Source organism: Kocuria atrinae C3-8 (assembly GCF_000286355.1).
Taxonomy (GTDB): domain Bacteria; phylum Actinomycetota; class Actinomycetes; order Actinomycetales; family Micrococcaceae; genus Kocuria; species Kocuria atrinae_A.
On record NZ_AJXN01000029.1, the window covers coordinates 1 to 24,787 of the forward strand.

Annotated in this window: 26 protein-coding genes and 4 pseudogenes; 18 read left to right on the top strand and 12 right to left on the bottom strand. The window is 62.4% G+C overall.

Annotated elements, in window-relative coordinates; translation table 11 throughout:
- From YO9_RS0103990 to YO9_RS0104005, 4 genes and pseudogenes are all read right to left on the bottom strand, one after another.
- Positions 1 to 803: galactokinase (locus YO9_RS0103990; protein WP_016996343.1), on the bottom strand; the 803-nt coding region annotated here is incomplete at its 3' end.
- Positions 800 to 1,945 (bottom strand): annotated as a pseudogene (gene galT / locus YO9_RS0103995) (galactose-1-phosphate uridylyltransferase). The pseudogene galT and the gene YO9_RS0103990, both read right to left, overlap by 4 nt.
- Before the next feature lie 76 nt (positions 1,946 to 2,021).
- Positions 2,022 to 2,324: a hypothetical protein gene (locus YO9_RS0104000; RefSeq protein ID WP_223286067.1), complete on the bottom strand. Its 303-nt coding sequence runs from the start codon at positions 2,322 to 2,324 to the stop codon at positions 2,022 to 2,024.
- A gap of 70 nt (positions 2,325 to 2,394) precedes the next feature.
- Positions 2,395 to 3,126, bottom strand: coding sequence for a TetR/AcrR family transcriptional regulator (locus tag YO9_RS0104005; protein ID WP_016996347.1), 732 nt, complete (start codon positions 3,124 to 3,126; stop codon positions 2,395 to 2,397).
- A 413-nt stretch (positions 3,127 to 3,539) separates the two neighbouring features.
- Here YO9_RS0104005 and YO9_RS19660 point away from each other — a divergent pair, with 413 nt between their 5' ends.
- From YO9_RS19660 to YO9_RS0104040, 9 genes are all read left to right on the top strand, one after another.
- Positions 3,540 to 3,800: a hypothetical protein gene (locus YO9_RS19660; protein ID WP_262925573.1), complete on the top strand. Its 261-nt coding sequence runs from the start codon at positions 3,540 to 3,542 to the stop codon at positions 3,798 to 3,800.
- The gene (locus YO9_RS0104010; RefSeq protein ID WP_262925574.1) at positions 3,797 to 4,933 is read left to right on the top strand and encodes an APC family permease; all 1,137 of its coding nucleotides are present in this window, start codon (positions 3,797 to 3,799) and stop codon (positions 4,931 to 4,933) included. The genes YO9_RS19660 and YO9_RS0104010 overlap by 4 nt, the downstream gene beginning before the upstream one ends.
- A 40-nt stretch (positions 4,934 to 4,973) precedes the next feature.
- Entirely contained in the window at positions 4,974 to 5,306 is a 333-nt protein-coding gene (locus YO9_RS0104015) for a cupin domain-containing protein (protein ID WP_016996349.1), read from the top strand.
- A gap of 73 nt (positions 5,307 to 5,379) precedes the next feature.
- Positions 5,380 to 5,709 (top strand): MoaF N-terminal domain-containing protein, encoded by a 330-nt coding sequence (locus tag YO9_RS16690; RefSeq protein ID WP_016996350.1) that lies wholly within the window; start codon positions 5,380 to 5,382, stop codon positions 5,707 to 5,709.
- Positions 5,679 to 6,188, top strand: a complete 510-nt coding sequence (locus YO9_RS16695) for a MoaF C-terminal domain-containing protein (protein ID WP_016996351.1) — start codon at positions 5,679 to 5,681, stop codon at positions 6,186 to 6,188. Before YO9_RS16690 ends, YO9_RS16695 begins: the two co-directional genes overlap by 31 nt.
- A gap of 79 nt (positions 6,189 to 6,267) precedes the next feature.
- Entirely contained in the window at positions 6,268 to 7,200 is a 933-nt protein-coding gene (locus tag YO9_RS0104025) for a flavin monoamine oxidase family protein (RefSeq protein ID WP_223286068.1), read from the top strand.
- Positions 7,170 to 7,730: an FAD-dependent oxidoreductase gene (locus YO9_RS16700; protein ID WP_262925575.1), complete on the top strand. Its 561-nt coding sequence runs from the start codon at positions 7,170 to 7,172 to the stop codon at positions 7,728 to 7,730. The genes YO9_RS0104025 and YO9_RS16700 overlap by 31 nt, the downstream gene beginning before the upstream one ends.
- A gap of 472 nt (positions 7,731 to 8,202) precedes the next feature.
- Positions 8,203 to 8,667: a hypothetical protein gene (locus YO9_RS0104035; RefSeq protein ID WP_223286070.1), complete on the top strand. Its 465-nt coding sequence runs from the start codon at positions 8,203 to 8,205 to the stop codon at positions 8,665 to 8,667.
- Between the two features lie 130 nt (positions 8,668 to 8,797).
- A complete protein-coding gene (locus tag YO9_RS0104040) occupies positions 8,798 to 9,709 on the top strand; it encodes a DUF308 domain-containing protein (RefSeq protein WP_016996355.1) in 912 nt (303 codons plus the stop codon).
- Between the two features lie 185 nt (positions 9,710 to 9,894).
- On the opposite strand, the pseudogene YO9_RS16710 reads toward YO9_RS0104040, so the two are convergent.
- From YO9_RS16710 to rhaI, 6 genes and pseudogenes are all read right to left on the bottom strand, one after another.
- Positions 9,895 to 10,156: pseudogene (locus YO9_RS16710) on the bottom strand (integrase core domain-containing protein); the annotation flags it as partial.
- 168 nt (positions 10,157 to 10,324) lie between these two features.
- Positions 10,325 to 11,350 (bottom strand): LacI family DNA-binding transcriptional regulator, encoded by a 1,026-nt coding sequence (locus tag YO9_RS0104045; RefSeq protein WP_016996356.1) that lies wholly within the window; start codon positions 11,348 to 11,350, stop codon positions 10,325 to 10,327.
- A gap of 55 nt (positions 11,351 to 11,405) precedes the next feature.
- Complete coding sequence (locus YO9_RS20550) at positions 11,406 to 12,107, bottom strand: FGGY-family carbohydrate kinase (RefSeq protein ID WP_317259741.1); 702 nt, start codon at positions 12,105 to 12,107, stop codon at positions 11,406 to 11,408.
- A 119-nt stretch (positions 12,108 to 12,226) separates the two neighbouring features.
- Entirely contained in the window at positions 12,227 to 12,559 is a 333-nt protein-coding gene (locus YO9_RS20555) for an FGGY family carbohydrate kinase (protein WP_317259742.1), read from the bottom strand.
- A 301-nt stretch (positions 12,560 to 12,860) separates the two neighbouring features.
- Positions 12,861 to 14,902, bottom strand: a pseudogene (locus YO9_RS0104055) (bifunctional aldolase/short-chain dehydrogenase).
- A 76-nt stretch (positions 14,903 to 14,978) separates the two neighbouring features.
- Positions 14,979 to 16,145, bottom strand: coding sequence for an L-rhamnose isomerase (rhaI, locus tag YO9_RS0104060; RefSeq protein WP_016996358.1), 1,167 nt, complete (start codon positions 16,143 to 16,145; stop codon positions 14,979 to 14,981).
- Between the two features lie 466 nt (positions 16,146 to 16,611).
- Here rhaI and YO9_RS0104065 point away from each other — a divergent pair, with 466 nt between their 5' ends.
- From YO9_RS0104065 to YO9_RS16725, 4 genes and pseudogenes are all read left to right on the top strand, one after another.
- Positions 16,612 to 16,890: an L-rhamnose mutarotase gene (locus YO9_RS0104065; protein ID WP_262925576.1), complete on the top strand. Its 279-nt coding sequence runs from the start codon at positions 16,612 to 16,614 to the stop codon at positions 16,888 to 16,890.
- 60 nt (positions 16,891 to 16,950) lie between these two features.
- Entirely contained in the window at positions 16,951 to 17,478 is a 528-nt protein-coding gene (locus tag YO9_RS16715; protein ID WP_223286072.1) for an MFS transporter, read from the top strand.
- The gene (locus YO9_RS0104070; RefSeq protein ID WP_223286073.1) at positions 17,382 to 18,251 is read left to right on the top strand and encodes an MFS transporter; all 870 of its coding nucleotides are present in this window, start codon (positions 17,382 to 17,384) and stop codon (positions 18,249 to 18,251) included. Before YO9_RS16715 ends, YO9_RS0104070 begins: the two co-directional genes overlap by 97 nt.
- Before the next feature lie 563 nt (positions 18,252 to 18,814).
- A pseudogene (locus YO9_RS16725) lies at positions 18,815 to 19,215 on the top strand (integrase core domain-containing protein); the annotation flags it as partial.
- A gap of 23 nt (positions 19,216 to 19,238) precedes the next feature.
- On the opposite strand, the gene YO9_RS0104075 reads toward YO9_RS16725, so the two are convergent.
- Positions 19,239 to 19,769 carry a FadR/GntR family transcriptional regulator gene (locus YO9_RS0104075; RefSeq protein ID WP_262925577.1) on the bottom strand — a complete coding sequence of 177 codons (531 nt, stop codon included), beginning with the start codon at positions 19,767 to 19,769 and terminating at the stop codon, positions 19,239 to 19,241.
- Between the two features lie 443 nt (positions 19,770 to 20,212).
- Between YO9_RS0104075 and YO9_RS0104080 the strand changes: the two genes are divergently transcribed.
- Genes YO9_RS0104080 through YO9_RS0104090 form a run of 3 tightly spaced genes read left to right on the top strand, consistent with a single transcriptional unit; the run spans position 20,213 to position 23,153 of the window.
- Complete coding sequence (locus YO9_RS0104080; RefSeq protein WP_016996360.1) at positions 20,213 to 20,788, top strand: carbon-nitrogen hydrolase family protein; 576 nt, start codon at positions 20,213 to 20,215, stop codon at positions 20,786 to 20,788.
- Positions 20,766 to 22,334, top strand: coding sequence for an APC family permease (locus YO9_RS0104085; protein WP_016996361.1), 1,569 nt, complete (start codon positions 20,766 to 20,768; stop codon positions 22,332 to 22,334). Before YO9_RS0104080 ends, YO9_RS0104085 begins: the two co-directional genes overlap by 23 nt.
- 27 nt (positions 22,335 to 22,361) lie before the next feature.
- Positions 22,362 to 23,153, top strand: a complete 792-nt coding sequence (locus tag YO9_RS0104090; RefSeq protein ID WP_223286076.1) for a carbon-nitrogen hydrolase family protein — start codon at positions 22,362 to 22,364, stop codon at positions 23,151 to 23,153.
- 311 nt (positions 23,154 to 23,464) lie between these two features.
- Here the strand turns inward: YO9_RS0104090 and YO9_RS0104095 are convergent, their stop codons facing one another.
- On the bottom strand, positions 23,465 to 23,968 hold the full coding sequence (locus tag YO9_RS0104095) for a VOC family protein (protein WP_016996363.1): 504 nt from the start codon (positions 23,966 to 23,968) through the stop codon (positions 23,465 to 23,467).
- Between YO9_RS0104095 and YO9_RS21350 the strand changes: the two genes are divergently transcribed.
- Complete coding sequence (locus YO9_RS21350; RefSeq protein WP_396350723.1) at positions 23,967 to 24,476, top strand: DUF6597 domain-containing transcriptional factor; 510 nt, start codon at positions 23,967 to 23,969, stop codon at positions 24,474 to 24,476. The two genes, YO9_RS0104095 and YO9_RS21350, sit on opposite strands and share 2 nt — an antisense overlap.
- Positions 24,477 to 24,510: 34 nt before the next feature.
- Positions 24,511 to 24,787, top strand: a 277-nt coding sequence (locus YO9_RS16735) for a helix-turn-helix transcriptional regulator (protein WP_223286078.1), incomplete at its 3' end; no start/stop codon positions are given.

Sequence of the window (24,787 nt, forward strand, 5' to 3'; positions counted from 1 at the left end):
CTCATCTGTGAAGGGCCAGTTATGCCCAATGCGGTAGCGGCCCGTTCGCACGAGGCGCGGCGGGCGGCGTATCCGCCGTCGGCGTGGGAGTGGGCGACCTTGGAGTCGATCACGAGAACGCTGAGACCGTGCTCGGCGAGGGGTAGGGGCACGATCTCGGATTCGAGGGTGCGGCAGTCGAGGAACAGCGCGCCGCCGGCCCGGCCCATGAGGGAGGCGGACTGATCCATGATGCCTGTGGGGGCGCCGACGAATTCGTTTTCCGCCCGCTGGGTGAGGCGGGCAAGGTCCGGGTGGCTCAGGCCCAGGCCCAGGAGGTCATTGAGGGCCACGATTGTGGCGACCTCGACCGCGTGGGATGAGGACAGGCCCGCCCCCACGGGCACGGTGGAATCGAGGAGCACTTCGAATCCGGGGACATCAATGCCATCCAGGCCAGCGAGGACGTAGACGACGCCGGCGGGGTAGGCGCCCCAGCCGTCGACCGAGCCGGGAGCGAGATCCGCGATGGTGAAGCTGACCTTTGCAAGGCGGCCGTCGGGGGCGTAGCTGGAGGCCAGGTCCGCGGAGTGCGCGGCTGAATCGTTTGACTGTTTGAGCCGCACGGCGACCATGGCGGCGCGGTCGATGGCGAAGGGAAGCACAAAACCGTCGTTGTAGTCCGTATGCTCCCCGATGAGATTCACCCGACCCGGGGCGCGCCAGACGCCGTGCGGGACATGGCCGTAGAGCTCGATGAATCGACGGGTGAGGCGTTCGGCGCGGGCGTGCTCGTCATTTTGCGTGGACTGCTGGCGGGTCATGACGCGGCCTGCCTCAAGCGCTCGGCGGTTTGTTCCGCGGTGATGTCATTGATGAAGGCGCCCATGGCGGCCTCGGAGCCGGCGAGGAATTTCAGTTTGTCCTCGGATCGGCGGGGGCTGGTCAGCTGCAGGTGGAGCCAGCCGGCCTCGCGGTCCGCGGTGGTGATCGGGGTCTGGTGCCACGCGGCAATGTACGGCGTGGGGTCGAGTAGAGCTGGTCCACACGCTGCACCAGGTCGCGGTAGAGCACGGCCAGTTCGTCGCGTTCGTCACCGGTCAGGCCGCGAGATCGGGGGCCTGGCGATGCGGGACCAGGTGCACCTCCAACGGCCACCGCGCCGCATAGGGAACGTAGGCGGAGAAGTGATCGCCCGCCAAGACCATGCGGTCGCCGGCGTCGGTTTCATCGCGCAGGAGTTCGCCCATGAGGGGCCGGCCGGTCGCATCCAGGTAGGCCCGCGAGCGCTCGGCCAACCGTGCGGCGGTCGGTGCCGCGTACGGGTACGCGTAGATCTGCCCGTGCGGATGGTGCAGGGTCACGCCGATTTGTTCGCCGCGATTCTCGAACGGGAACACGTGACGGATGCCCTTCATGGCGGACAGTGCCTCGGTGCGCTGGGCCCAGGCCTCGACGACCGTGCGGGCGCGCTCAAAGGGTAGGGACGCGAAGGAGCCTTCGTGCTCGGGCGTGTAGACCACCACTTCGCAGCGGCCATAGGCGGACGACGCCGATCCCCATAGTTCCCGGCCCGTCGCGCCTTGGGGTGACGGCAGCTCCCCCAGCTCCGGGCCCAGGGACGGGAAGCGGTTCTCGAAGGCGACCACGTGGAAGTCCTCGACCGGGATCTCCGACTCCCTCCCACCAACGGACGGGCACAGCGGGCACTGGTCGGCCGGAGGCAGATACGTGCGGCTCTGCCGGTGGGCGGCGACCGCAACCCACTCCCCCGTCAACCGGTCGAAGCGCACCTGCCGTGACCGGAGCGCTCGCCCAGTGGACGGGCATCGACCACGCGCTCCACGGCCGGGGTGCCGCGGTCACTGAAAAACACGGCCTCCCGCCCGTCGGCCAGGCGGTGGTTCCGGTGCTCGATGGGAGCCTCGCCTGTGGAGTTGCTCGCGGGTTCAACGGCCCTACCCATTGCACATCCCTGCCTGCTTTATGGTGCTATTCGGGTTCACTGTCTCACACGCCGTGCACCTTGGGCCTGCGCATGATCATTGATCGTTCTCCATCATCTGCTCCCACTTGGTCGATCCGGGCAATGGGCCGCGCGGGTCCAAGTTGTCGTGGTCGGGGTTCGAAACGCGAGTGGGCGACGTCGTCGGGCTGGGTGCGCTGGTGGCTGCCTCGCTCGAGGTCGAGGAGGCGCTCTGCCTGGGACTTGGCTCCTGGTCAGCCGAGGAGGTCTCGCAGCCCACCAAGAGCCCACCCATGATCAGCACCGCCGCCCCCGCTGTAGCCGCCCGGGCCAGTCCGGCTGAGCGGGCCTTTGCAGTGTTCTCAAGTTCACCATTCACGATTACCCCCATGGATTCTGTTGGGCGCCTCATGCGCCTGCCTCGATCTAAGCCGCTGGGAGAACGCGAATCATCGGCCTCGGCGAATCTGTGGATAACTCGGGTGGAGCGGTCGGTAATGGGCGGGTAGGCGGCGTCGGCATGACCGGAGATGCCGAGGAGAGCGTGCTCGAAAAGGAAGATGGGGGGCCACCCAGCAAACCGGGCACAATTCCGGGGCCCTCAAGGTGCGACTATGTGCGCGGGCCAGGGGTAGCAATCGTTCCATCTGATGGAGCGCCAACCGCATTTGTTCTTCTGTGGCAACCGTCAGCCGCTGGAACACGAGCCCGTCCAGGGAGGCGAATACCAACCTCGCAACAGCTTCGTCTGCCTCATACCCAGCGGCGGACAAGGCTCCTTGCATGCGATTGATATAGGCGGAATACAGACGCTCCGCTGCCGGCCTCAGGGCTGGCATCCCTCGCGAGGCCAACACCATTTCGAACTGGAATGACTGGCGTTCGGGAAAGTGTCGCACCTCAGCAATAACGTTCTCGGCGACCGTGCCACGGAAGATCCGTTCAAACTCGGTATTGTCCAAGGTTCGCTCGGCGGCATATTCCATGGCCGCCTCCAACAGGGCGGTCTTGGAACCGAAGTGGTGAGAAATCAAGGTGTTGTCCACCCCCGCAATCTCTGCCACCTTCCGATAGCTCAAGGACCTCAGCCCCTCGCGGCCTACCAGCTCAATGACGGCATCGAGCAAAGCCTCTCGGCCTGCCCCGTAGACACCGTTACGTCCTGCCACTTTGGTCCCCATTCTTGTCGGGTTAGGTCTATTTCTGTGCTCATCCACGCTAACCCCTGGAGGCCGGTACTGCCCGAACGCACCCTCCGGCGGCCGCTCCTTGGCGGTATGACACGTCTTGAGAAACCCGAAAAAAGTTGAGGCACCCCCTTGTCAAGGCAACTCTGCAAATGCAGAGTTAGCTATGGCGCATCAGTGATCCGAATCACATGCCTGATCGCGCCGACACTGACCTTGGCTGCTTTCCGTGACTGCACCGCATGTGCAACAACCCTGCAGAGCAGTTCCAGCACCACCCGATCCCAGGGGGACTTGATGTCTTCATCCATCACCTCAAACACACCGCCCGGGCCCACACCCGCCCCAGAGGTCCCGCACCCGGGACTGATCTCCACGCCCGGCTGTCCTGGAAAGATGCATTCGCCATGGCAATGGCCGTTTCCGGGGGGTTGTACGTTTCTTTCGGAGCAACCGTGGCTGTGGTCGGCGGCCTGTCTGCCATGGGCCTATGGGCTTTGGCTGCGCTGATCGGCTGGGTGCAGAACAGCCTGTTCGCGGAAATGGCGTCGATCTTCCCTGATAAGCCCGGCGGAGTGCCGATCTACGCACACGAGGCCTGGCGAGAACGCTTTGCCCCGGCCGGGCCCTCGCCAGCTTCGGTTACTGGTTCGGGTGGTCGGCTGTGATCTCGATCGTGTCGGTGACAGCCGGGGCAATCATTGCCGCACGGTGGCTACCCGGGACCAGTTGGACCATGGACGTGGGAGTCGCGCAACTCTCTCCGGCCCAATTAATCGGCACTGCCCTGATCCTGCTCATCATGATTCCCAACCTCTTCGGCGCCCAACCTGCGGCCTGGGTGAACAAGATCGTTGGCGTATTGCTCTTGGGGTCGTTCCTGGTGTTCATTGCAGCCCCGGTCCTGTCCGGACAATGGCATGCGCCGAACCTCACCTGGGGCCTGGGTGATCTGACGGCCGACCCGCTGGGCACTCTTCAGTTGGCGTTGGTGTGGCTGTACTTGATCGGGTGGACCGCGTACGGAACGGAGATGTGCGCGGCGTTCCTGCCGCAGTACCGGACCAAAAGCGATGGCCGTAAGGCCATGTTCACCTCAGGTGCGTACACCTTCGCCATGTTCCTGTTGGTGCCGTTGGGCGCAGGAGGACTGGTTTCACAGGAAGAGGCGGCGTCCGATCCTTCCGGGATGTTTGTCACCGCTTTCACCCGGGTCCTGCCGGACGGTCCACTGACCGATGTCATGTTGCTGGCCATCCTGGCAGCCTTGTTGATGGGTGTGAATGCGTCCATGGCAGACGGGTCCCGGGCACTTTACGGAGCAGCCCTGGATGGCCTCCTTCCGAAGCAATTCGAGAAGACCAACCGTCACGGCGTGCCGGCTCGAGCCATCTTCGCGGCCGTATTCCTGAACATCGTGCTCATCATTTTCATCTCGAATCCCATTTCCATTCTCGTGGCCGCCAACCTGGGTTATCTGCTCGCGATCCTTTTGGCCCTGGTCGGTTTTCTGTTGTTGCGTCGAGACCATCCCGAGTACAACCGACCCTTCCGAGCAGGGCGATTCGCCGTTCCACTGGCAGTAGTCCTGGTTGTCTACACCGCAGCCGTACTGATCGTCGGTGCGCTGTCGAGTGAACTCTCCGGCTACGGCGGCCCCAAAGAACTGGCGATCGGGGTCTGCATCCTTGCCCTCTCTTTGGTGCTGTATGTCTACCGTCGGCGCGTCCAAGAACGCCTCCCACTGCTCCATGATCCCCAGCCGGCAGTGTCTGCGGAGCCGTCCCACACGATTCACTGAATTTCCCCACATCAATAAGCGCTTTCGAAAGGAACCCATCATGTCCGAGGTTTTTCACGCCCATACCAATGCTTCTGCTGCCGAACCCTTTGAGGTGGGCACTGTCCGGTGGCTGCGCAAGCCCGGCCAGGGAGGACGCGAAGCCCTTTCAGCCGGGATCTGGGAAGTTACCCCCGAGCAGGCCCCGGAGGCCTTCGACCTGCCCATCCATCAGGACGAGAGCATTTATATCGTCTCCGGGCACCTGCGCATCGAAGTCCAGGGCGGGGACACTTTCGAGCTGACCGCCGGGTCCATGGCCTCTTTCACCGAGGGCGCGATGACCCGCTGGCAGGTCCTGGAGCCCACCGTCGAGTTCTTCGTCTACAGCTGAGCCGTGGGCGCGTCACGTGCGTGCCGCACCCACGGCAGTTCCATTTTTTGTCCCCTCCGAAGGAGTTCTTTCCATGACCGCCGACAACGCATTCCAGGATTATGTTCCCGTCCGCGAGTGGCCCTCCGTGTCCACGATGCTCGATGGATTCGGAGACCAGACTCTCCCGGCGTCTCCGGCCCTGACCGGCACCAGCGTCTCCCTCCAGGGCGAGGACGGCCGGACGTTCACCATGACCTTCGGCGACTCCTCCTCTCTGACCTGGACCATCACCGCCGAAGACAACGAGGAGAGTGTGGAGGCCAGCTACAAGGCCATCGAAGCCGTCCGGGCATCTTCATCATCGACTTCGTGCACGGTGCGGGTCGACAGGTGCGCAATGTCTCCGCGGTCTTCAACCTGAACAGCGGAGCAGCCACCGTTGCCATCTCCGCACTGCACGAGGCGGACAGCGCCGTCAAGGGCAGCACCGAGTTCACCCACGCCCGGGTCGAGGGAACCGAAGCGGCCTTCCACCAGCGCTCTGCCGGGCTGGTGGGCAAGCGAATCTACTACCGCTACAGCGATGTGGAGGCCTACGAGCACATCTACCTCACCCCGGGCACGTTCGTGTGGCACTGCCTGCGCGGTGGTGAGAAAGGGCTGGCCGACGTCGACCGGACCCTGGCCTTCGAGGTGGCCGAAGACCTCTATCTCTTCTACTGGACCGAGCGAGTCATGACCGTGGAGTCGGTGCTGCTGGTGGATCTTCGGGAGGAGCGCTCGATCGGACGGATGTTCGGCTGGGACGACCTCACCGACGAACCGCTAGTGCTGCCCTTCAACTCCCGGCTCACCGTCATGAACACCACCGAGTACCCCCAGGACCACCACAAGCACTGACCGTTAGCCCGCATCGGGACCGCAACCAAGCCCGCAACCTGACCGCGGCGCTACCCACCTCGAGTTGAAAGAGTCATTCATGAACGAAATCACCAACCATGTCATTGTCGTCGGCGCGGGATTCGCAGGACTGACAGCCGCCCGAGAGCTGTCCCAGCGAGGCCACACCGTTACCGTTCTGGAAGCCAAGGACCGCATCGGCGGGCGCACCTGGCTCGAAGAACGGATGGGCCGGCCCCTGGAACTAGGAGGCACCTGGGTCCACTGGATCCAGCCATTCGTTTGGGCTGAAATGGGTCGCTACGGCATCACTCCCGTGACCGGCCCGGAGTTCACGACCGGTTACCGCCGCGCCAACGGGCAGATCAGCAAAGGCAGCGCCGAGGAAATTCTCGACCTCATCGACGAGCCCAACACGCGCCTGCTCTCTCGTTCCCGGGAGATTTTCCCCCTGCCCTGGCAGCCAATGCAGCACCCCTCAGTGGCGGAAATCGACCACATCACACTCGCCGACGCCATTGAGGATCTGCAGTTGGATCCCCCGGTAAAAGAACTCATGCGCTCCTTCTGGTCATTGAATTTCAACGGCCGCCTCGATGAAGCCGCCTACACCCAAGCCTTGCGATGGGCGGCGATTTCCAACGGGGATTGGAAGCTCATGTTCGAAGCCTGCGCCACGTACAAGCTCGAAGGTGGCACCAAGCGACTGATCGAAGCAATCCGAGCCGACGCCGATGTCGATCTTCGCCTCAACTGCCCGGTCACCGGCATCGAACAGGCCGGGGACACGGTGACCGTCACCCTGGCGGACGGTCATGAGCTCACCGGCTCCGCCGTTGTGGTCACCCTGCCTCTCGGGGCGCTGCACACCACCGACTTCCAGCCAGCTCTTTCGGCCCCCAAGCTCAAGGCATCGCAACGCGGTCAGGCCGGCCGAGGGGCCAAGCTGTGGGTCAAGGTGAAGGCAGGCAGGAGCGATTCGTGGCCTTCGCATCCGATGACGCACCATTAAACTTCGTGCAGGCTGAGTACTTCGACGACGACGCCACGATTCTCGTCTGCTTCGGCCCCGACGCCTCCAAGGTCCCCACCGACGACGTCGCGGCGGCACAAGCCATGCTCGACAACCTCGTTCCGGGGCTGGAAGTCCTGGACGCCACCGGCCACAACTGGGTCGAGGACCAGTACGCGGGTGAGACCTGGCCGATGCACTATGCCGGGCACCTCACGGAGTGCTTCGAGGGCCTCCAACAACCCGATGGCCGGGTATACCTGGCCGGCGCGGATTACGCGACGGGCTGGGGTGGGTTCATCGACGGCGCCATTGAGAGTGGCCTGACAGCTGCACGTCACGTTCACGATCTGCTCTCTCACGATCAGGAAGCACCGCGCCCTCCACCGTGCCCTCGCAGACCCCCTGACCGAATCCACGGCCGTCACGGAGTTGTCGCCGAGCATTCAGGTCGCCGTTCGGGCGGACGGCGCCAAGGTCTGCACCCTGGCGGAGCTGTCCGTACTTACCGACTGGCTGGCCTCCCATGACGAGGGCGTGTTCGTGCTGGACGTGGCCATCTCCCAGAAGGTCGTGGCGGAGTTCATGGCCGCGTCGCTGAATGCGGGGAAGCGGCTGTAAGCACGGTGGTCAAGGAGGTTGGCGGAGTTTCCTGGACCGGGCAACATTTAGGAATCCATAGCTGCACCATGCAACGAGCGTTGTTTCCGCGAGGATCTCACGCGTGTTTGCGCAGATTCATTGGTACCCAGCATCAATAGTCGGACGCGTTACTTGAGTGAGGTTTTCTCACCAGGTCGCGTGCGGCCGGATGCCTCAGATCGGATTAGCTGCTGGAGACGGATAGCGTGATGGAGTGATTGTTGCTGTGGAAGGGCCGAGCGCTGCCGGCAAGACGACCTGGTGCCGTCGCGTCGCGGACCGATTCGTGCCGGAGTACGTGCCAACAGGCGCGAGCCTGATGGCAGCGATCCCCGGGCGCAGGGCCGGTACTGGACCGGGGTGAATACACGGCGCTGGTCGGAGGCTGTGGAGCTGGAGAGCGCACTCGGTCACGTGCTGTGCGACAGCGATCCGTTGAAGCTGCACTACAGCTGGTGTCTCTACCGGATCGGCGCGGCCCCTCGTGCCCGCTTCGTGCACGAGTATCAGCAGGTTCGGCAAGCCATGCGGCACCGACGGCTCGGCTTCGCCGACGCCGTACTCGTCGCGCTCCCGGACGAGACCACTCTGCGGCAGCGGAAAGAAGGCGATGCAACGCGCGCACGTCGCTCCTTCGACCTGCACGTACAGCTCCGGACGCCCCTACAGGACTGGTACCGCGTGCTAGCCGACCTTAGTCCGGGGCGGGTTGCGTGGAACCTGCCCCAGACGTGGCCCAGTCTCGTCAATGACGTTCCCGTGCGTGCCGAGCGATGCGATATCAAGCTTCTCGACACCCTGGTTCACCGCCTCCCGGTTCGGTAACCGATTCCGCTCGGTCAGACGCACATCACGCGGTGAGAAAACCTCAGTGCAGTTTGTCATCATCAGTCATATACCTTGAATGACTCATGTCCTGAGGATAGAGGTTCTTTGCGTCTGCAACTATGAGGACATGACTCCCTCATCACCCCCCAGTGAGGGACCGAATCAGGTCCCCTTCCAGCAGCAACCATATCCCGGGCAGAATGGCCAAGACTGGTCGACACAAACACTGCCCCCGCAGCAGCCCAAGAAAAATCAGTCGAACATCCTCGGTCTCATCGCGCTCATCGCAGCTGTGATCGGCTTTATCTTTGCCTGCGTCCCAGGTGCCCTCATTATCGGCTGGATTCTTCTGCCAATCGCCTTCATTCTAGGTCTCGTCTCGCTATTCCTTAAGGGCAAGTCCAGGTGGATGGGCATCACTGCGTTGATTCTCTCGATCGTGGGCACGGTCGTAGGAGCAGTGGTGTTCTTGACCGTTGTCTCCAACGCATTTGACGAATCCTTCGGCAGTGGGGACACCACCGTGGCGGGACCCTCTGAAAATACGGACTCGGAAACTGAGCAAAATACTGACAGTGAAGTAGCAGCGGACGAAGGATCCTCTGAAGAGGGCACTCGTGGGAACCCGTACCCGATCGGCTCGACCATCGAGAACGACGAATGGCGCGTTGTCGTGAACTCAGCGACCCCTGATGCCACCGATGCTGTTCTTTCCGAGAACGAGTTCAACGAACCGCCTGTCGACGGCGCTCAGTACATGCTCGTGAATTACTCCACCACCTATTTGGGCGACAATCCTGACGGCGATATGCCCGTCATGGTCTCAGTGGAGTACGTGACAGCAGACGGCACAACGGTCAACAGCTTCGACAACGTTGTCGTTGCACCAGATCCCATCGATACCACCAGCACCCTGTATACAGACGGTACGGCTACAGGCAATGCTGCCTTTGAAGTTCCGACAGATACCGCTGCCCAAGGTGTTCTTGCAATTACTCCCGGAATGCTTGGTGACAAGGTTTTCGTCGCGGTCAAGTAATACTCTAAGGACAAACATTCGATGCCCCCGAAATTTTCTCGGGGGCATCCGTCTTTTCACCCCATCCCCGCCGCCTACCCCCTCGATTCCAGCGGATTCCCGCCACCGGACCGGTCAGCGAGCTCGTGGTCTGGTGGTCGAGCAGAACATAAGGGTTCCGCCGGCCCGATGACGCCATGGGGAGACTAGCTGTAAGAGGGCGTGACGTTATTGACTCGGGCCGGGGTGCGTGAGGCCGGGGGGCTGATCCCCGCAGGAGGTATGAGGCCGATGGTGCTTGTAGTTATTCACCCATACCTGCAAGGCTCGCCGCCGCTGAGTTTTTGAGCCGTACGGGCGGGCGTAGAGGACTTCATCAACCATCAGCCGGTTGTAGCGTTCAACCTTCCCGTTATGTCGGGGCGTGTAGGGGCTGATCCGGTGACGCCGCCCGCCCAGCGAGGTCACCTTCGAGATGGCGTTTGACCATGTGCAAACGGCCGGTGGGGGTCAAGGGCGCATTAGCGTGGATCGCGAGCGGGCTCTTCTCGGCGGACGGCATGTGTAGGAACTTTCATCCTGTGGGGTATGGCCCGCTCGTCTCATGTCAGTACCGACCACGGCGTACAAACCCCGTCACGAACTGGATCGCGTCGAATCCCTCACCACCAATTCCGGCTGAAAACTGACATGCCGGTGCTGGTGCTCGGGGTCGGCAATCTCATCTTCCAACAGTTCCACGGCGGTGCGTCCCATCAACCGGGCCGGCTGACGGATGGATGACAGTGCGGAAATAGCCGATGTCGCGAAGTCGATGTCGTCGTAACCGATCAGCGCGATGTCTTCCGGAACACGAAGCCTGCGATTGAACATGAATGCCTGCATGAGGCCCAGGGCGACCAGGTCGTTGGCGGCAAAGACTGCTTCCGGGCGTTTGGCGGCAGGCAAACTTGCGATCTGTTCGCCCGCTCCGCGGCCCTCCAACACGGTCAATGCAGCTGTCTCCACCACGGTCAATGACGCTCCAGGAACCGCACCCACTGCCCGTTCGGCGCCTGCCCGGCGGTCGACCACTTGGTGCAGGGAAGTTGGCCCACCCACGAACGCGATCCTTCGGGCGCCCCCGTCCAGCAGATGTTCCACCGCCATGCGCCCACCTTCAACGTCGTCGACAGCCAAGGAACAGTACCTGGACGGCGGCGCGTGTTCGTCGACCAGAACGACAGGAGTCCCGCGGGATCGCAGGGCATCGATTCGGCCCAGCTCCTGAGTTTGTGGGGTGAAGAGCACCCCGCGCACACGTTGTTCCTCGAAGAGATCCAGGTAGACGTTTTCACGCTTGGGCGATAACCCGGCGTTGCCCGTGATCATGGCCAAGCCGCGTTTTTCGGCGGCGGTCTCGGCGCCGAGCGCGATGTCGTTGTAGAAGGGGTTGGTACTGTCCTGCATGACCAAGCCTAGGGCGCGGGAGCGCCCGGCCTTAAGCTGCCGGGCAACGTCATTGCGGACGTAACCCAACTCCTGAATTACCTGCATGACCCGCCGTCGGCGATCCTCGGAGACCACCTCCGGGCGGTTCAGGACGTTGGAGACCGTGCCAATGGATACGTTGGCGTGGCGGGCAACATCCTTGATACCGACCGGCGGTCGTTCAGAGTTCATGTCCGTGATCCCTCAGTTCAGTGGCGAGTGTTCATCGTATCCACTCGCGCGAACGTCAGGGTCGCGGTGTGTACTTCACGGGTTCGAACGACGCGGCCACCACACTACGCAACGCTTCCAGGTCGCCAGATACCATCCCCACGGCCCGCATCTGAACCAGAATGTTGCCAATGGCTGTGGCCTCCACGGGCCCGGCATACACCGTCCGGCCGGTCCGGTCTGCGGTGAGCTGACATAGCAATGAGTTCTGCGACCCGCCACCCACGATATTCACGGTGCGGATGCTCTTACCCGACAGCTCTTCGGCCTGGTCAATCGTGCGAGCATAGGCCTCCGCCAGCGATTCGAGGATGGATCGCACGACCTCCGCTCGGCTGCGTGGAGGTTCCATGTCGCGCTCTTCGCACCATTCGGCGATGCGGGCGGGCATGTCACCCGGGGCGGTGAACCGGTCATCGGTTGCGTCGAAGACCGGAACGGGCCTTGTCACATGTGAGGCTTCCCCAATGAGCGCGGCAAGGTCACTCGTCCGTTGCGCATCCCCCGCCCCGGGCCCGTCCCAGGTGCGGATGGACTCGGAGAGCAACCACAGCCCGGAGACATTCTTCAGGTATCGCACTCGCCCGTCGACGCCGCCCTCGTTCGTGAAATTCGCGGCTTGGCTTTCTGGCGTCAAGACAGGGGCCTCGAGTTCGATACCCACCAGCGACCATGTGCCGGAGGAGATGAACGCGGATTCGCTGTCTATGGCGGGCATTGCCACTACCGCCGATGCCGTGTCGTGGGATCCAACCGCGGTGACGGTGAGCCCGGGCTCGGCACCGAGCTCGACCCCAACGGAGGGCAGGAGCTCACCAATCGTGGCACCGGGTGTGATCAGCGGAGCCAGCAGGTCTCCGGAAGCCCCAGCATATGCATCAGCTCGGCGTCCCATTGCCCGGCCCGGGCGTCGAGTAACCCGGTGGTGGAGGCATTGGTGGTCTCGGCCACCTGTTGGCCGGTCAGCCAGTACGCGATGAGGTCCGGGATCAGTAGAGCTCTGTCCATACAGTCCAAAGAACCGGCATTTTGGTCTGCCGCGAACTGGAACAGAGTGTTGAACGGCAGATGCTGCAAGCCATTGCGCCGATACAGCTCTTTCGCCGCAACCCGCGCGTGCACGGACTCGACACCGTCACCGGTGCGTTCGTCGCGGTAGTGGTACGGCACACCCACCATTCGCCCGCGGCGCAGCAGGCGTAGTCCACCGCCCAGGAGTCGATTCCGATCGACACGAGCCTCGGTTCTTCCCGGGTTGCCTTGGCCAGTCCGGCCGTCAAGGACCGGTACAGCTCGGTGATGTTCCAGTGCAGCCCGTCCCGCTGACCTTCATGCAAACGCACATGTTGATTGGGAAAGCGCGCGATGTGCCGCATCCGCAACTGCCCGCCGTCGAGACCACCGAGAATGACCCGCCCGCTCGTGGCTCCGAGGTCCACGGCGGCCACTGAACCGCCTTCGGTTGTCGAATTCATCGCAGGAACGCCGCAGCCACGCCGGCGTCGACGGGCACGTGCAGTCCGGTGGTGTGGGACAACTCGGCGCTGGTCAGCACGGCAGCGGCATTGGCCACGTTCTCCGGCAGCACCTCGCGCTTGAGGAGCGTGCGCTGGGCATAGAATTTGCCCAGTTCGTCCTCGGGGACGCCGTACACGGCGGCGCGTTTAGCGCCCCAGCCGCCGGCGAAAATTCCGGATCCTCGGACCACACCATCCGGGTTGATGCCGTTGACCCGGATACCGTACTCGCCGAGCTCGCGGCCAGGAGACGGACCTGGTGCGCCTGATCGGCTTTGGTGGCCGAGTACGCGATATTGTTCGGTCCCGCGAAAACGGAGTTCTTCGACGAGATGTAGACGATGTCCCCTCCCATGTCCTGGGCGATCATGGCCTTGGCGGCGGCCTGGGACACCATGAAGGAGCCCTTGGCCATCACGTTGTGCTGGAGGTCCCAGTCCTTCTCCGTGGTCTCCAGCAGAGGCTTAGAAATCGACAGTCCGGCATTGTTGACCACCAGGTCCAGGCCACCAAAGGCCAGCACTGCGGCGTCGACGGCGCGGCGACCTGCTCGGGGTCGGTGACGTCCGCGGCTACCCCCACAGCGACGTCGGGCCCGCCCAGTTCGTCTGCCACCTGTTGGGCCGCTTCGAAGTTGAGGTCCGCGATCACCACGCACGCGCCTTCTGAAGCGAGACGGGTGGCAATGGCCTTGCCAATGCCCGACGCCGCCCCGGTCACCAGGGCAATGCGGGTCGCGTGGCTCTTGGGCTTGGGCATGCGTGCCAGTTTGGCTTCTTCCAGCGCCCAGTATTCGATGCGGAACTTCTCCGCCTCGCTGATTGGCGCGTATGTCGAAATCCCTTCGGCTCCGCGCATGACATTGATGGCATTGAGGTAGAACTCGCTGGCCACTCGAGCGGTTTGCTTGTCCTTTCCGAACGAGAACATCCCCACGCCGGGCACCAGAACAATCAGGGGGTCCGCGCCGCGGATGGCCGGGGATTCGGCCGTTGCATAGCGGTCGTAGTACGCCTGGTAGTCCTTACGGTAGGACTCGTGCAGCTCACGCAACCGCGCCGTGCACTCCTCTATCGAAGCGTCGGAAGGCAGGTCAAGAACCAACGGCTTCACCTTGGTTCGCAGGAAGTGGTCTGGGCAGGACGTGCCCAAGGCGGCGAGCCGGGGGTGCTCGGTGGCCGCCAGAAACTCCAGGCTCTGGGGTCGTCGGTGTAGTGGCCCACCTGAGCCCGGTCCGTAGACGCCAGTCCGCGAATTGTGGGCGCCAGGGCCGCAGCCTTGGCACGCCGCTCGCCCTCTGGCAGGGCACCGAACCCAGCGAGGGCTGGGCCGAAGGCTCCGGCTTGGAATGCTCGGCAATGTAGGCCTCGGCGGTATCTATGATCCACTGCGAATTTTGCTCCGCCTGCTCGGAGGTCTCCCCCCACGCTGTGATCCCGTGACCACCCAAAATGCACCCGACGGCCTGAGGGTTTCCATCCTTGACGGCCGCGATATCCAGTCCCAGCTGGAATCCGGGGCGGCGCCAGGGCACCCATACAACCTTGTTTCCGTAGATCTCATCGGTCAGGCGTTCCCCGTCACTGGCGGTGGCGATCGCGATGCCGGAATCCGGGTGCAGGTGATCAACATGGTCCGCCTCGACCAGGCCGTGCATGGCCGTATCGATGGACGGTGCCGCCCCGCCTTTGCCGTGCAGGCAGTAGTCGAAAGCTGCGGCCATCTCATCTTCGTGATCCACGCCCCGGTAGACGTCAACTAGAGAACGGACGCGGTCCAGGCGGAGCACCGCCAGACCCTTTTCGGTCAAGGTGCCCAGGTCGCCACCGGATCCTTTGAGCCACAGCAAACCGACGTCCTCGCCCGTAACGGGGTCGGTGGCAGTGCCCTTGGCGGAGGTATTCCCGCCGGCGTAGTTGGTGTTTTTCGGGTTCGACCCGAGCCGGTTGGACCGGTCGATGAGGTCGGTGACAAAGGAAGGTGTGCTGGTGTTCATGATCTGGGTCTTTCTCGGAAGGTGTCAGCAAGAACAGGAGTGGTTGAACGAATCGGGGAGTGCTCGGGGCAACGTGTCAGGAGCCCCATGAGGCCTGAGTACCGCCCACGCGCTCGTCGTTGATTTCTTGTTGATAGCCAGAGGCCGCAAAGGCGGCCATGGGATCCCCCGGCAGACCGCACGTCTCGCGCCAGGCGGCCAGGTCCGGGCGAACATCGGTGTAGAAGGCGTCCATCAAAACCTGGTGAGCTCCGAGCACGTCCCCCGCTTCCTGAGCTGCGGTGAGGGCGGCTTGGTCCACCAAGAGTGCCCGGGCCGTCATCTCCTGGACGTTGAGCACGGAGCGGATCTGACCGGGGATCTTTTCCTCGATGTTGTGGCATTGGTCAAGCATGAAGGCCACACCGGATGACGGCTTCAAGCCGCCACCACGGACCACTTCCGTCATGATGCGGAACAGCTGGAACGGATCAGCCGCACCCACGATGAGGTCATCATCCGCGTAATTACGGGAGTTGAAGTCGAACGATCCAAGCTTGCCCAATCGCAGCAGCTGCATGACGATGAACTCGATGTTGGTACCCGGCGCATGGTGGCCGGTGTCGAGGCAGACTGCGGCCTGTTCCCCCAGCGCAGCCACCTGGGCGTAGGCCGTACCCCAGTCCGGAACGTCGGTGTGGTAGAACGCCGGCTCGAAGAACTTATACTCGAGGACGATCCTCTGCTCCGGGCCCAACTGCGAGTAAATCTTCTGCAGGGAGTCGCTGAGACGATCCTGACGGCCCCGCATGTCCTGCTGACCCGCGTAGTTCGTTCCATCGGCCAGCCAGATCTTGAGGTCCCGTGACCCCGTGGCGTTCATGATCTCGAGGCACTCGAGATGGTGGTCAATGGCCTTGCTGCGGACCGCGGGATCGAGGTGGGTCAGAGAACCGAACTTGTAGTCCTCGTCCTGGAACGTATTGGAGTTGACCGTGCCCAGGGCGACTCCCTGATCCTGTGCGAATTGGGCGAGTGCTGCGTAGTCATCGACCTTGTCCCACGGAATGTGCAGTGCAACGCTCGGTGCGAGACCCGTGAACCGATGCACGGCGGCGGCGTCGGCGATCTTTTCCTCCACCGTGCGCGGCGTGCCAGGTGTCGAAAAAACCTTGAACCGGGTTCCGGAGTTGCCGAACGCCCACGAGGGCAACTCGATGGACTGACCTGCTAGTTGGTCTGTGATGTCGTCGAATGAGGTCATGACCTTCACTTCTCTGTGAGAGCGGCGGGTGAGCGGCGGCCTCGCCTTGACTCACCAGTTGAATCGTTTCATTAGATTAGGCGGTGACGCGCATCACGTCAACACTCAGATCACACTGCCGTCACGCGCCACCGCACCCGCAAGTCGGTATTTACCGCGCGTTCTCAGACATTTTGAGCGATTGAGCGGCGGCGTATCGGGGGTCGTCAGGTAGGAATTCTGCAAGAGGGTATTGAAACGTCTCAATATTTCAGTACGATAAACGCATTGGTGAGACGCACCTCACAGATCCGGATCAGATTTCCGCGGTGCAGCTCATCGTCTGTCTTTCCTCATATCCGCTCCATCAGGGGCGGCCCACCACAAAGGAGTGCTGCATGGGCACCCATTCGTCACATGCCGATCTGCAGGGGCTGATCACCCTCCAGGTGACATCACGCGCACCCGCCGTTGTTTTCTGTTGCGTGTGCGGCCAGAGAAGCTCGAGGAATATGTCAAGGTCCATCAGCGTGTCTGGTCCGACATGCTCCACGCCCTACATGAGACGGGGTGGCGCAATTACTCCCTGTTCTTGAATCCCAAGGACGGCCTTGTGGTGGGGTACTTCGAAGCCAAGGACACCGATGTGACCGAACGACTGATGAACGAGCATCCGGCCAATGCCCGATGGCAGGCGGAGATGGCCCAGTACTTCGTGGAGGACTGCGAGCACCAGCCTTTGATCCAGTACTTCCACCTCACCTGATCTCATCGATGTCCGACGCCGGGTGCTTACCCGATCCGTCGCCCTTCAGAAAGGCTCACCATGAGCACTACAAAACTCGGCGGCTGGAAAGCCACCATTGCTGTATCCATGTCCAACTACATCGAAGCCGGCTCCATCATTGCCCTGGCCACGAGCCTGGGGTTGTGGCAGGAGTATTTCGGATTCACCAACCTGGCTGTCGGACTCGTAGCCGCACTCAGTGCGAATGCCTTTGGTGCCGCCGTTGGTGCGCTGATCGGAGGCCCACTCGGGGATCGGTACGGACGAAAGTTCATCTACACGTATGACCTGATCCTCTACATGATTGGCACGGCTTTCGTGGTCTTCGCGGTCGCCCCCTGGATGTTGTTCCTTGGTGTCATTCTTACCGGCATTGCCGTGGGTGCGGGCGTCCCGGTTGCCTGGACGTACATCGCGGAGGAAGCGCCGTCGGAAAACCGGGCCAAGCACGTGGGGACCGCGCAATTCGCGTGGTCTCTCGCCCCTGCCTGGTGTTCCTCTTCGCCACCTTCGTGGTGCCTCTGGGACTCATGGGAAGCCGCATCATCTTCGCCCATCTGTTCGTGATCGCCTTCATCACCTGGTGGGTTCGCCGTGGCCTGTCCGAGTCGCAAACGTGGAAGAAATCCAACGAAGAGCGCCAGGCGTCGGCCGCTGCCGGCATCAAGCACCGCGGCTTCTGGGAACTCATTTCGAATAAGACCAACGTGAAGGCTTTGCTGTTCTTGATCGGCGTCTACGCTCTGTGGAACACGGTTGCTGGGCAGATGGGCATCTTCATGCCCCGGGTCTACGAGACCGCGGGAGTGGAATCGGCAACCCAACAGAACCTGCTTCAAGTACTCCTGTGGTCCCTCACCGTGCTGGCCACGTACTTCGGCTTCATGAAGTACGGTGATCGAATGAGCCGCCGGGTGCTCTATGCCATTGGTGCAATCCTCGGCATCGCCGCCTGGCTCCTGCTGGTTTTCGCACACGTCACCATGCCGATCCTGATCTTGTTCGCTGCCCTCTGGGGTATCTCGGCCGGCATCGGAGCCCAGGCGTTCTATGCTCTCTGGGCCGCCGAAATGTTCGCCACCCGTTACCGGGCAAGCGCCCAGGGAGTCCTGTTCTTCGTCGCCCGAATCATGGTGGGCCTGCTCAGCTACTGGTTCCCGACACTACTGGCCTCGCACGGAGTCCCGTTCGTGGGCATGATCATGATTGGTCTGCTGGTCGCAGCCCTAATCATCGGCTTTGTGGGTGCCCCCAATACGCGGGGCAAGAGCCTCGAGCAGATCGAGGTGGAACGCTATGGGGAACCGCTGACCCGCAAGGACAAACAAACGGTGCAGTGAGTGCTCACCACCGAAACGCGAAGGTTTCCTGGCTCATCGCTGCTGGCGCAGTGGTGAGCCAGAAAACCTTTATGTGCGGATGAACCACCACGTCCAGAAGTCTTTTCCTGCCAGCTAAATGTTGTCGACCAAGGGCCGACTATCGATCAGGTCTACATTAGTTTTCACCGATCAAGCCGGTACCAATAGACCAAACGGATGGCTTCGTTGAGGTCGTGGCCCGCGTTTCCGGTACAACTCTGTCCCTCGGGAGTTTCAGCTTGTTGTGGGTCACGGCTTTGTGGTCACCCAAGTGGGGATGAGGAAACGGGCCTCGACTGGTCAGGGTAAAGGTATCTAGCAACCGCTCGGCCAGGAGACCCGTTCCGTGGACCACGGAAACTCCCCACTGCCCCTGCCGGAAGACATCTTCGTCTCATGACCCGTGTCCTCACCGAGGGAGGGCCGTTACCTCACGTTGGCGCCGAGACCGGTATCGCCCGGCCCACCCTCACGAAATGGGTACATTGTTACCGCATTAATAACCCCCAGGCTCTGGATGTCCACTCCAGCACCCCATCGCGGAGGCCCACGAGGACGAGACAGCGGCTAAGACGATCGGGGTCTTCGCCCGCGTGTTCTTCGCTGCTCATGCGATCACCAGGATCATCCGTGTGATCACGAATAACGGGACGAATTATCGGGCCAAGGACTTCAACCGCACCGTGAGGGCCCACTCCGCGCTGCATCAGCGCCCCGCCCCTACACGCCCCGGCACGATGGAAAGGTCGAACGCTACCAGCGGCTGCTGGCCAAGGAATGTCTCTACCCCCGCATCTACAACAGTGAACACCCCCGCCGTCCGCGATCAGGGTGTGAGCGAACCACTACAACAGCCACCGACCTCACACCACTTGCTCTGATCAGCCCCCCGGCCTCACGAGTCCCAGCCCGTGTAGCCAACGCCGCGAACTCATACACCTAGAAGGACCGGGCCAGGCATACTGATCAGCTTTCCGGCCTGCCGGATGTCGCTTTCTTTTGGAGCAGTCCCACGAACATCGTGTGATGCAACCGCTCCACATGAAGTCGAGAGAGTTCCACAGCCGCTTCGCCGTTGCCAGCGCCCAGAGCCTCGACCAGTCCGAGATGGTCCTGGTTGGACGCATGTAACTGCTCGATCGGATAGGGGATGAAGTAGCCGTACAGTCGGTGCAGCACCCCGTGGTATTCAGAGGCGGCCGGCCCGAGAGTGGCAGCCTCAGCGACCACGTGATGAAATTCCTTGTCGGCCTGATGGTAGGTGGACCAACTCGAGGTCTCGGCCATCTGCCGTGTCAGCTCACCAAGACGTCGCAAGTGGTGGCGATTGACCCGCAGCGCGGCGAAATGCGTCAGTGCACACTCCATGAGCAAGCGCCGATCTATGAGTTGGTGCACCTCCGCCGTCTCGTCCGTGGAGACCACGATCTGACGCAGTTTTTCCACGGGCGGATCATCGACCACGAATGTGCCCCCGTGACGCCCGCGACGCCGCACCAAGACGCCGTCCTCGGCTAGACGGGTCAGCGCTCGACGGGCAGTGATGGGGCTGACTGAGAGCCTTTGGCCACTTGCTCTTGATCTGGCAGCCGCTCCCCGGGCTTCAGCATGCCTAGTGAGATGGCCATGCCAATTCGCAAGCGAACCGCGTCAATGGCACTTCGACGCTCGATGCCGCTTAGCGCCTCGCCAACCAGACCTTCTGCGGGTGCATTTTCGTAGACCACGTTGCCCACCTTACGGACCAACGTCCGGCTCTTCCGTAAAATGATCATTTAGATCTATTATAACGCTCACCACCACACCGCTAGATCGGACACCCCATGCCCCGCATACTTCCGCTCGTCGCCGCCCAATCCGCTCCCCGTCTCATCGGCGAACCCATAGCGGGGTTCGCCGATGAAGTAGCAGGCATTCTTAGGACCTGCCCTGAGACCCGAATGGTGATTTTCCCTGAACTGCACCTATTTTCCGACGGCGATCCCGACCTGCAGCGCACCGAGGCTCTGCAGGACAGTGCTGAGCCCCTGGCTGGCCCCCGTACCCGTGAGCTTCAGGAACTGGCTGGCGACTTGGACATCTGGCTGGTGCCCGGCAGCGTATGCGAGCGCGGCCCTGACGGTCAGCTTTTCAACACCATGATGGTGTGCTCACCCCAAGGAGAACTCGCCGGCTACTACCGCAAGATTTTCCCGTGGCGACCGCATGAGCCATACGACCCGGGCGAGCGGTTCACCACGGTGGATATCGATGGAGTCGGTCGCCTTGGGTTGAACATCTGCTACGACGCTTGGTTTCCGGAAGTCACCCGTCAGCTGGCCTGGATGGGCGCCGAGGTCATCCTCAATGTCGTGAAGACAACCACTCCGGACCGCCGGCAAGAGCTGGTTCTGGCGCAAGCCAATGCCATCGTCAATCAGGTGTTCATGGTCAGCGTGAACTGCGCCGGCCCCGTAGGTACGGGGTGCAGCCTGATTGTGGACCCGGAGCAACGTGATCACTTCCTGCGAAGATGACCAGCCGGGGCTGCTCGCCGCGGACCTGGATTTGACCCAGGTCGAACGAGTACGCGCCCAGGGCACAGAAGGGATCAACCGCATGTGGTCGCAGTTCCGCGCCGGTGAGACCCCGGTCGAGCTTCCCGTCTACAACGGTCGCATGGATCCGACGACTTGGACCCCGCAGTCCTACCAACCTGAGGAACCCACCATGGAAAACACAACACTGACTCGCACCCTTCGGTTGCCTTCGCTGGTTCTCTTCGGACTCGCATATCTCACCCCGATCATCGTTCTCGGAATTTTCGGTATTATCGCGGAAACTACCGGCGGTGCCGCCCCGGCCGCGTACTTCGTGGCCCTAGCCGCTATGTTGCTGACCGCGCACAGCTACGGCCGCATGGCAGCTGCCCATCCCGTTGCCGGTTCTGCCTACACCTACGTGCGCCGGTCCATCGATTCTCGCGTCGGCTTCCTGGTCGGCTGGGCAGTGCTGCTGGACTATCTGTTCTTGCCCATGGTCATCTGGTTGATCGGAGCCTCCTACCTGGGTGCTCAGTTCCCGGGAGTCCCATTCGCGGCGTGGATCATCGGTTTCGCCCTCATCACCACCGCACTCAATGTGCTGGGGATTAAAGTGGCCGACAAGGCCAACTACATCTTGATGGCCTTCCAGTTACTCGTTCTCGTATTTTTCGTCGTCTTGTCAGTAGCCCACGTGGCCTCCATGGACGGGGCGGGCGCACTCGTTAGTACCGAACCTTTCGGCAATCCCACTTCTGACCTGGGAACCATCACGGCCGGCGCGGCCATCGCAGCATATTCCTTCCTCGGTTTCGACGCCGTCACCACCCTCACCGAGGAAACGGTGGAACCACGAAAGAACATGCCGCGGGCGATCATGCTCATCGCCCTTATCGGCGGCGGCATCTTCGTTCTCGTCTCCTACGTGACTCAGCTCGTTCACCCCGGGGGCCAATTCGAAGACAGCGCCTCCGCGTCATCGCAGATCGCCCTCCAAATTGGCGGACATCTGTTCGGGGCAATATTCCTGGCCGGCCTGGTCGTCGCGCAGTTCGCCTCCGGACTCGCTGCCCAGGCCAGCTCCTCCCGATTGTTGTACGCCATGGGGCGGGACTCCGTTCTACCGAAGGCCGTGTTCGGTCGGCTGAATCCGCGCTTCCGAACCCCCGTGCTGAATCTCCTGATCACAGGGGCCGTCGGGATGATCGCCATCTTCCTGGACGTGGCCACATCCACGTCGTTCATCAACTTCGGTGCGTTCACAGCCTTCACTTTGGTGAACCTATCCGTCATCTTCCACTTCGCCCGCGAGCGCCGGGCCGGGCGGCGGCTCGGTGTTCTGAGCCATGTGGTGATACCCGCCGGAGGCGGTTTGGTGTGCGCGTTCCTGCTTTTCCAACTGGACTCGAACGCGCTGACTCTTGGGGCGATCTGGCTGGTGTGCGGTCTCATTGTTCTTGCCGTCATCACCCGCGGATTCCGAGTTGAACCACCGGAGATGTCAGCCACCGAACAGCAGGTAGCACAAGATGCCGCCTGACCTGCTGTTCGAATGAAGGAGCACACCGTGCGGATTGCGTTGGGACAAATGCAAAGCGGCAGCGACGTGGATGCCAACCTTGTGGCGCTCGCCCGCTTCGTGGAGAAGTCAGCACTGCTCGGGGCGCACGTCATCGTGTTGCCGGAATACGCGACCTATCTGAAGAAATTCGTGGACGAGACATTTCCGGAGGTCGCGGAACCACTCGACGGACCCGTCTGCACCGAGCTCTCCCGACTCGCAGCGCACCACGGCGTGGCAGTGGTGGCGGGGGTGCTTGAAGTCTCCGATGATCCCTACCGCCCATACAACACGATGGTGGCTTACGGCCCCGACGGACGGCGCCTGGCAAGTTACCGCAAGATCCACCTTTTCGATGCCCAGGGCCATGCGGAATCAGATTTCATTACGGGAGCAATCGAACCTCAACCGGTGTTCTTTGACCTGGATGGTCTTCGCTTCGGATTTCTGACCTGCTACGACCTTCGCTTTCCCGAGCTTGCCCGGGCCTTGGCTGTCGACGGCGCGCACGTTCTGCTGTCCTGCGCGGCGTGGGTGCCCGGCGAGCACAAACTTCGTCAATGGCAGACACTGTCTGCAGCTCGAGCGATTGAAAACGGGCTGTATATGGTGGGCTCGTGTCAAGCAGAGCCCTTATCCGTAGGGCACTCGCTCGTGATTGACCCCATGGGTACGGCTATTGCCGAGCTCGGAGTCGAGCCTGCTCTCGCCGTGGTGGACATCGACCGGAGAGTGGTCGCCGAGACGCGCCGACGCTTTCCTATGCTGACGCAACGGAGGTTGCCCGGCACGAAGTAGCTGCGGTCGTCAGAGGCAGAGATGTTTGTGTTCGTTCCAACCGGTGATGAATTCTCTGAGTACCTGGCGTAGTTGCCCATCACCACATGCAGCTCACTTTGCGAGTCGGTGTACTTCAGCTGACACGGGTAAGCGGGGAATCTCTGCCTGCGGTGCTTGGGCTTGAGCTCGCCGGTCTCGGTAAACCAAACTGGGTTTCTTCGCCCATTTCTTCGGGCAATCCCTCGACGCAGTGAAAACGCGCATGGTCGTCCCACCACGCGGGAACGATTTGTAGACCCCGGCAGGCACGCGGGATCTACTAAGCCCCATCACCCCATCCCCGCCGACCACTCCTCCACCCGCTTCTGCGACTCCTTATCGCTCAGGTCCTCCACCCGGGTCATGACCGACCACCGCACCCCGAACGGGCCACGGATACTCGCGTACCGATCCCCCGACACGAAATGGGTGGTCTCCTCCCGCAGAGTGGCACCGGCGGCAACCGCTGACGCCACGACGTCGTCCACGTTCGGGCAGTACAGCGCGAGCGAATAGGTGACGTCATCGCCGTCGGCGTCCGGGGCGACGAGGTGGTAGTCCGGCTGGGCCGCGCCCACCTGCAGGCGGCCGGCCGAAAACTGCAACTCGGCATGGACCACCACAGCACCGAAGCGGAAAGCACTGATGAGCTGGGCGCCGAACACCTCCTGGTAGAAGGCGAGGGCCGCGGTGGGATCCGCGACGGCCAGAAACGGCGTGATGGACGAGTAACCGTGCGGGGTGCCGTTGGTGGTGTGCGAACCGGTGGCCGGGGTGTTCTGCTGTGTCGTCATGTCTGAAACGGTAGACCCGCGCGCGGGCCGGCGGCTTGTATATTCCTGCCATGGGCGAGCTACCGGAGATCTCCGAGCGCGGGGTGTTGTACCCGCGCCGCTACCCCCTCGGTTCCAGCGGATTCCCGCCACCGGCCCGGTCCGCGAGCTCGTCGTCTGCTGGTGGATCGCCGTATGGCATGAGCCTCCGGGTTCGACCTCGCGCCAAGACCTGCTCCCCTTCCCCGGCTGCAATTTGGTGGTCGAGCAGGACATGGTGGGTTTCGCCGGCCCGACGACGCGCGCATCGCATCGTGAGCTCGTCGCCACCGGGTGGGCGGTTGCCGCACTGCTGCGTCCGGCCGCTGTGTCGGCCTTCACGAGTGGCCCGGCGAGCGTGCGGGACAGCTACGTTCCGGTGGCGGCGCCGAAGCTGCACTCGCAGGTTGCAGAAGCAGTCGCCGCCGGGGATTTCGACGACGCGTGGCAAGACTGTCCGCGTGGGTCACCGCACGGGTTGGTCCGGTAACGGATGAAGCACGGCTGGCGAACTCATTAGCGAGGTGGCTGGGTCCAACTCTTCCGTTGTCTCCGTGGGTGACCTGGCGGCGGCGTTGAACGTCTCCACGCGGACGGTGCACCGATTGGCCGCCCAGTACATCGGGCTGACGCCGCACGCGTTGATCCGGAGACGCCGGTTGCAGGAGGCCGCAGAGCACATTCGGTCTGATCCAAGCGTCAACCTTTCGACTGTTGCCGCAGCCCACGGGTTCTCGGATCAAGCCCATTTCACCCGGGAATTCCAGCGGTTCCTGGGGCAGACCCCGCGGGAGTATCGGG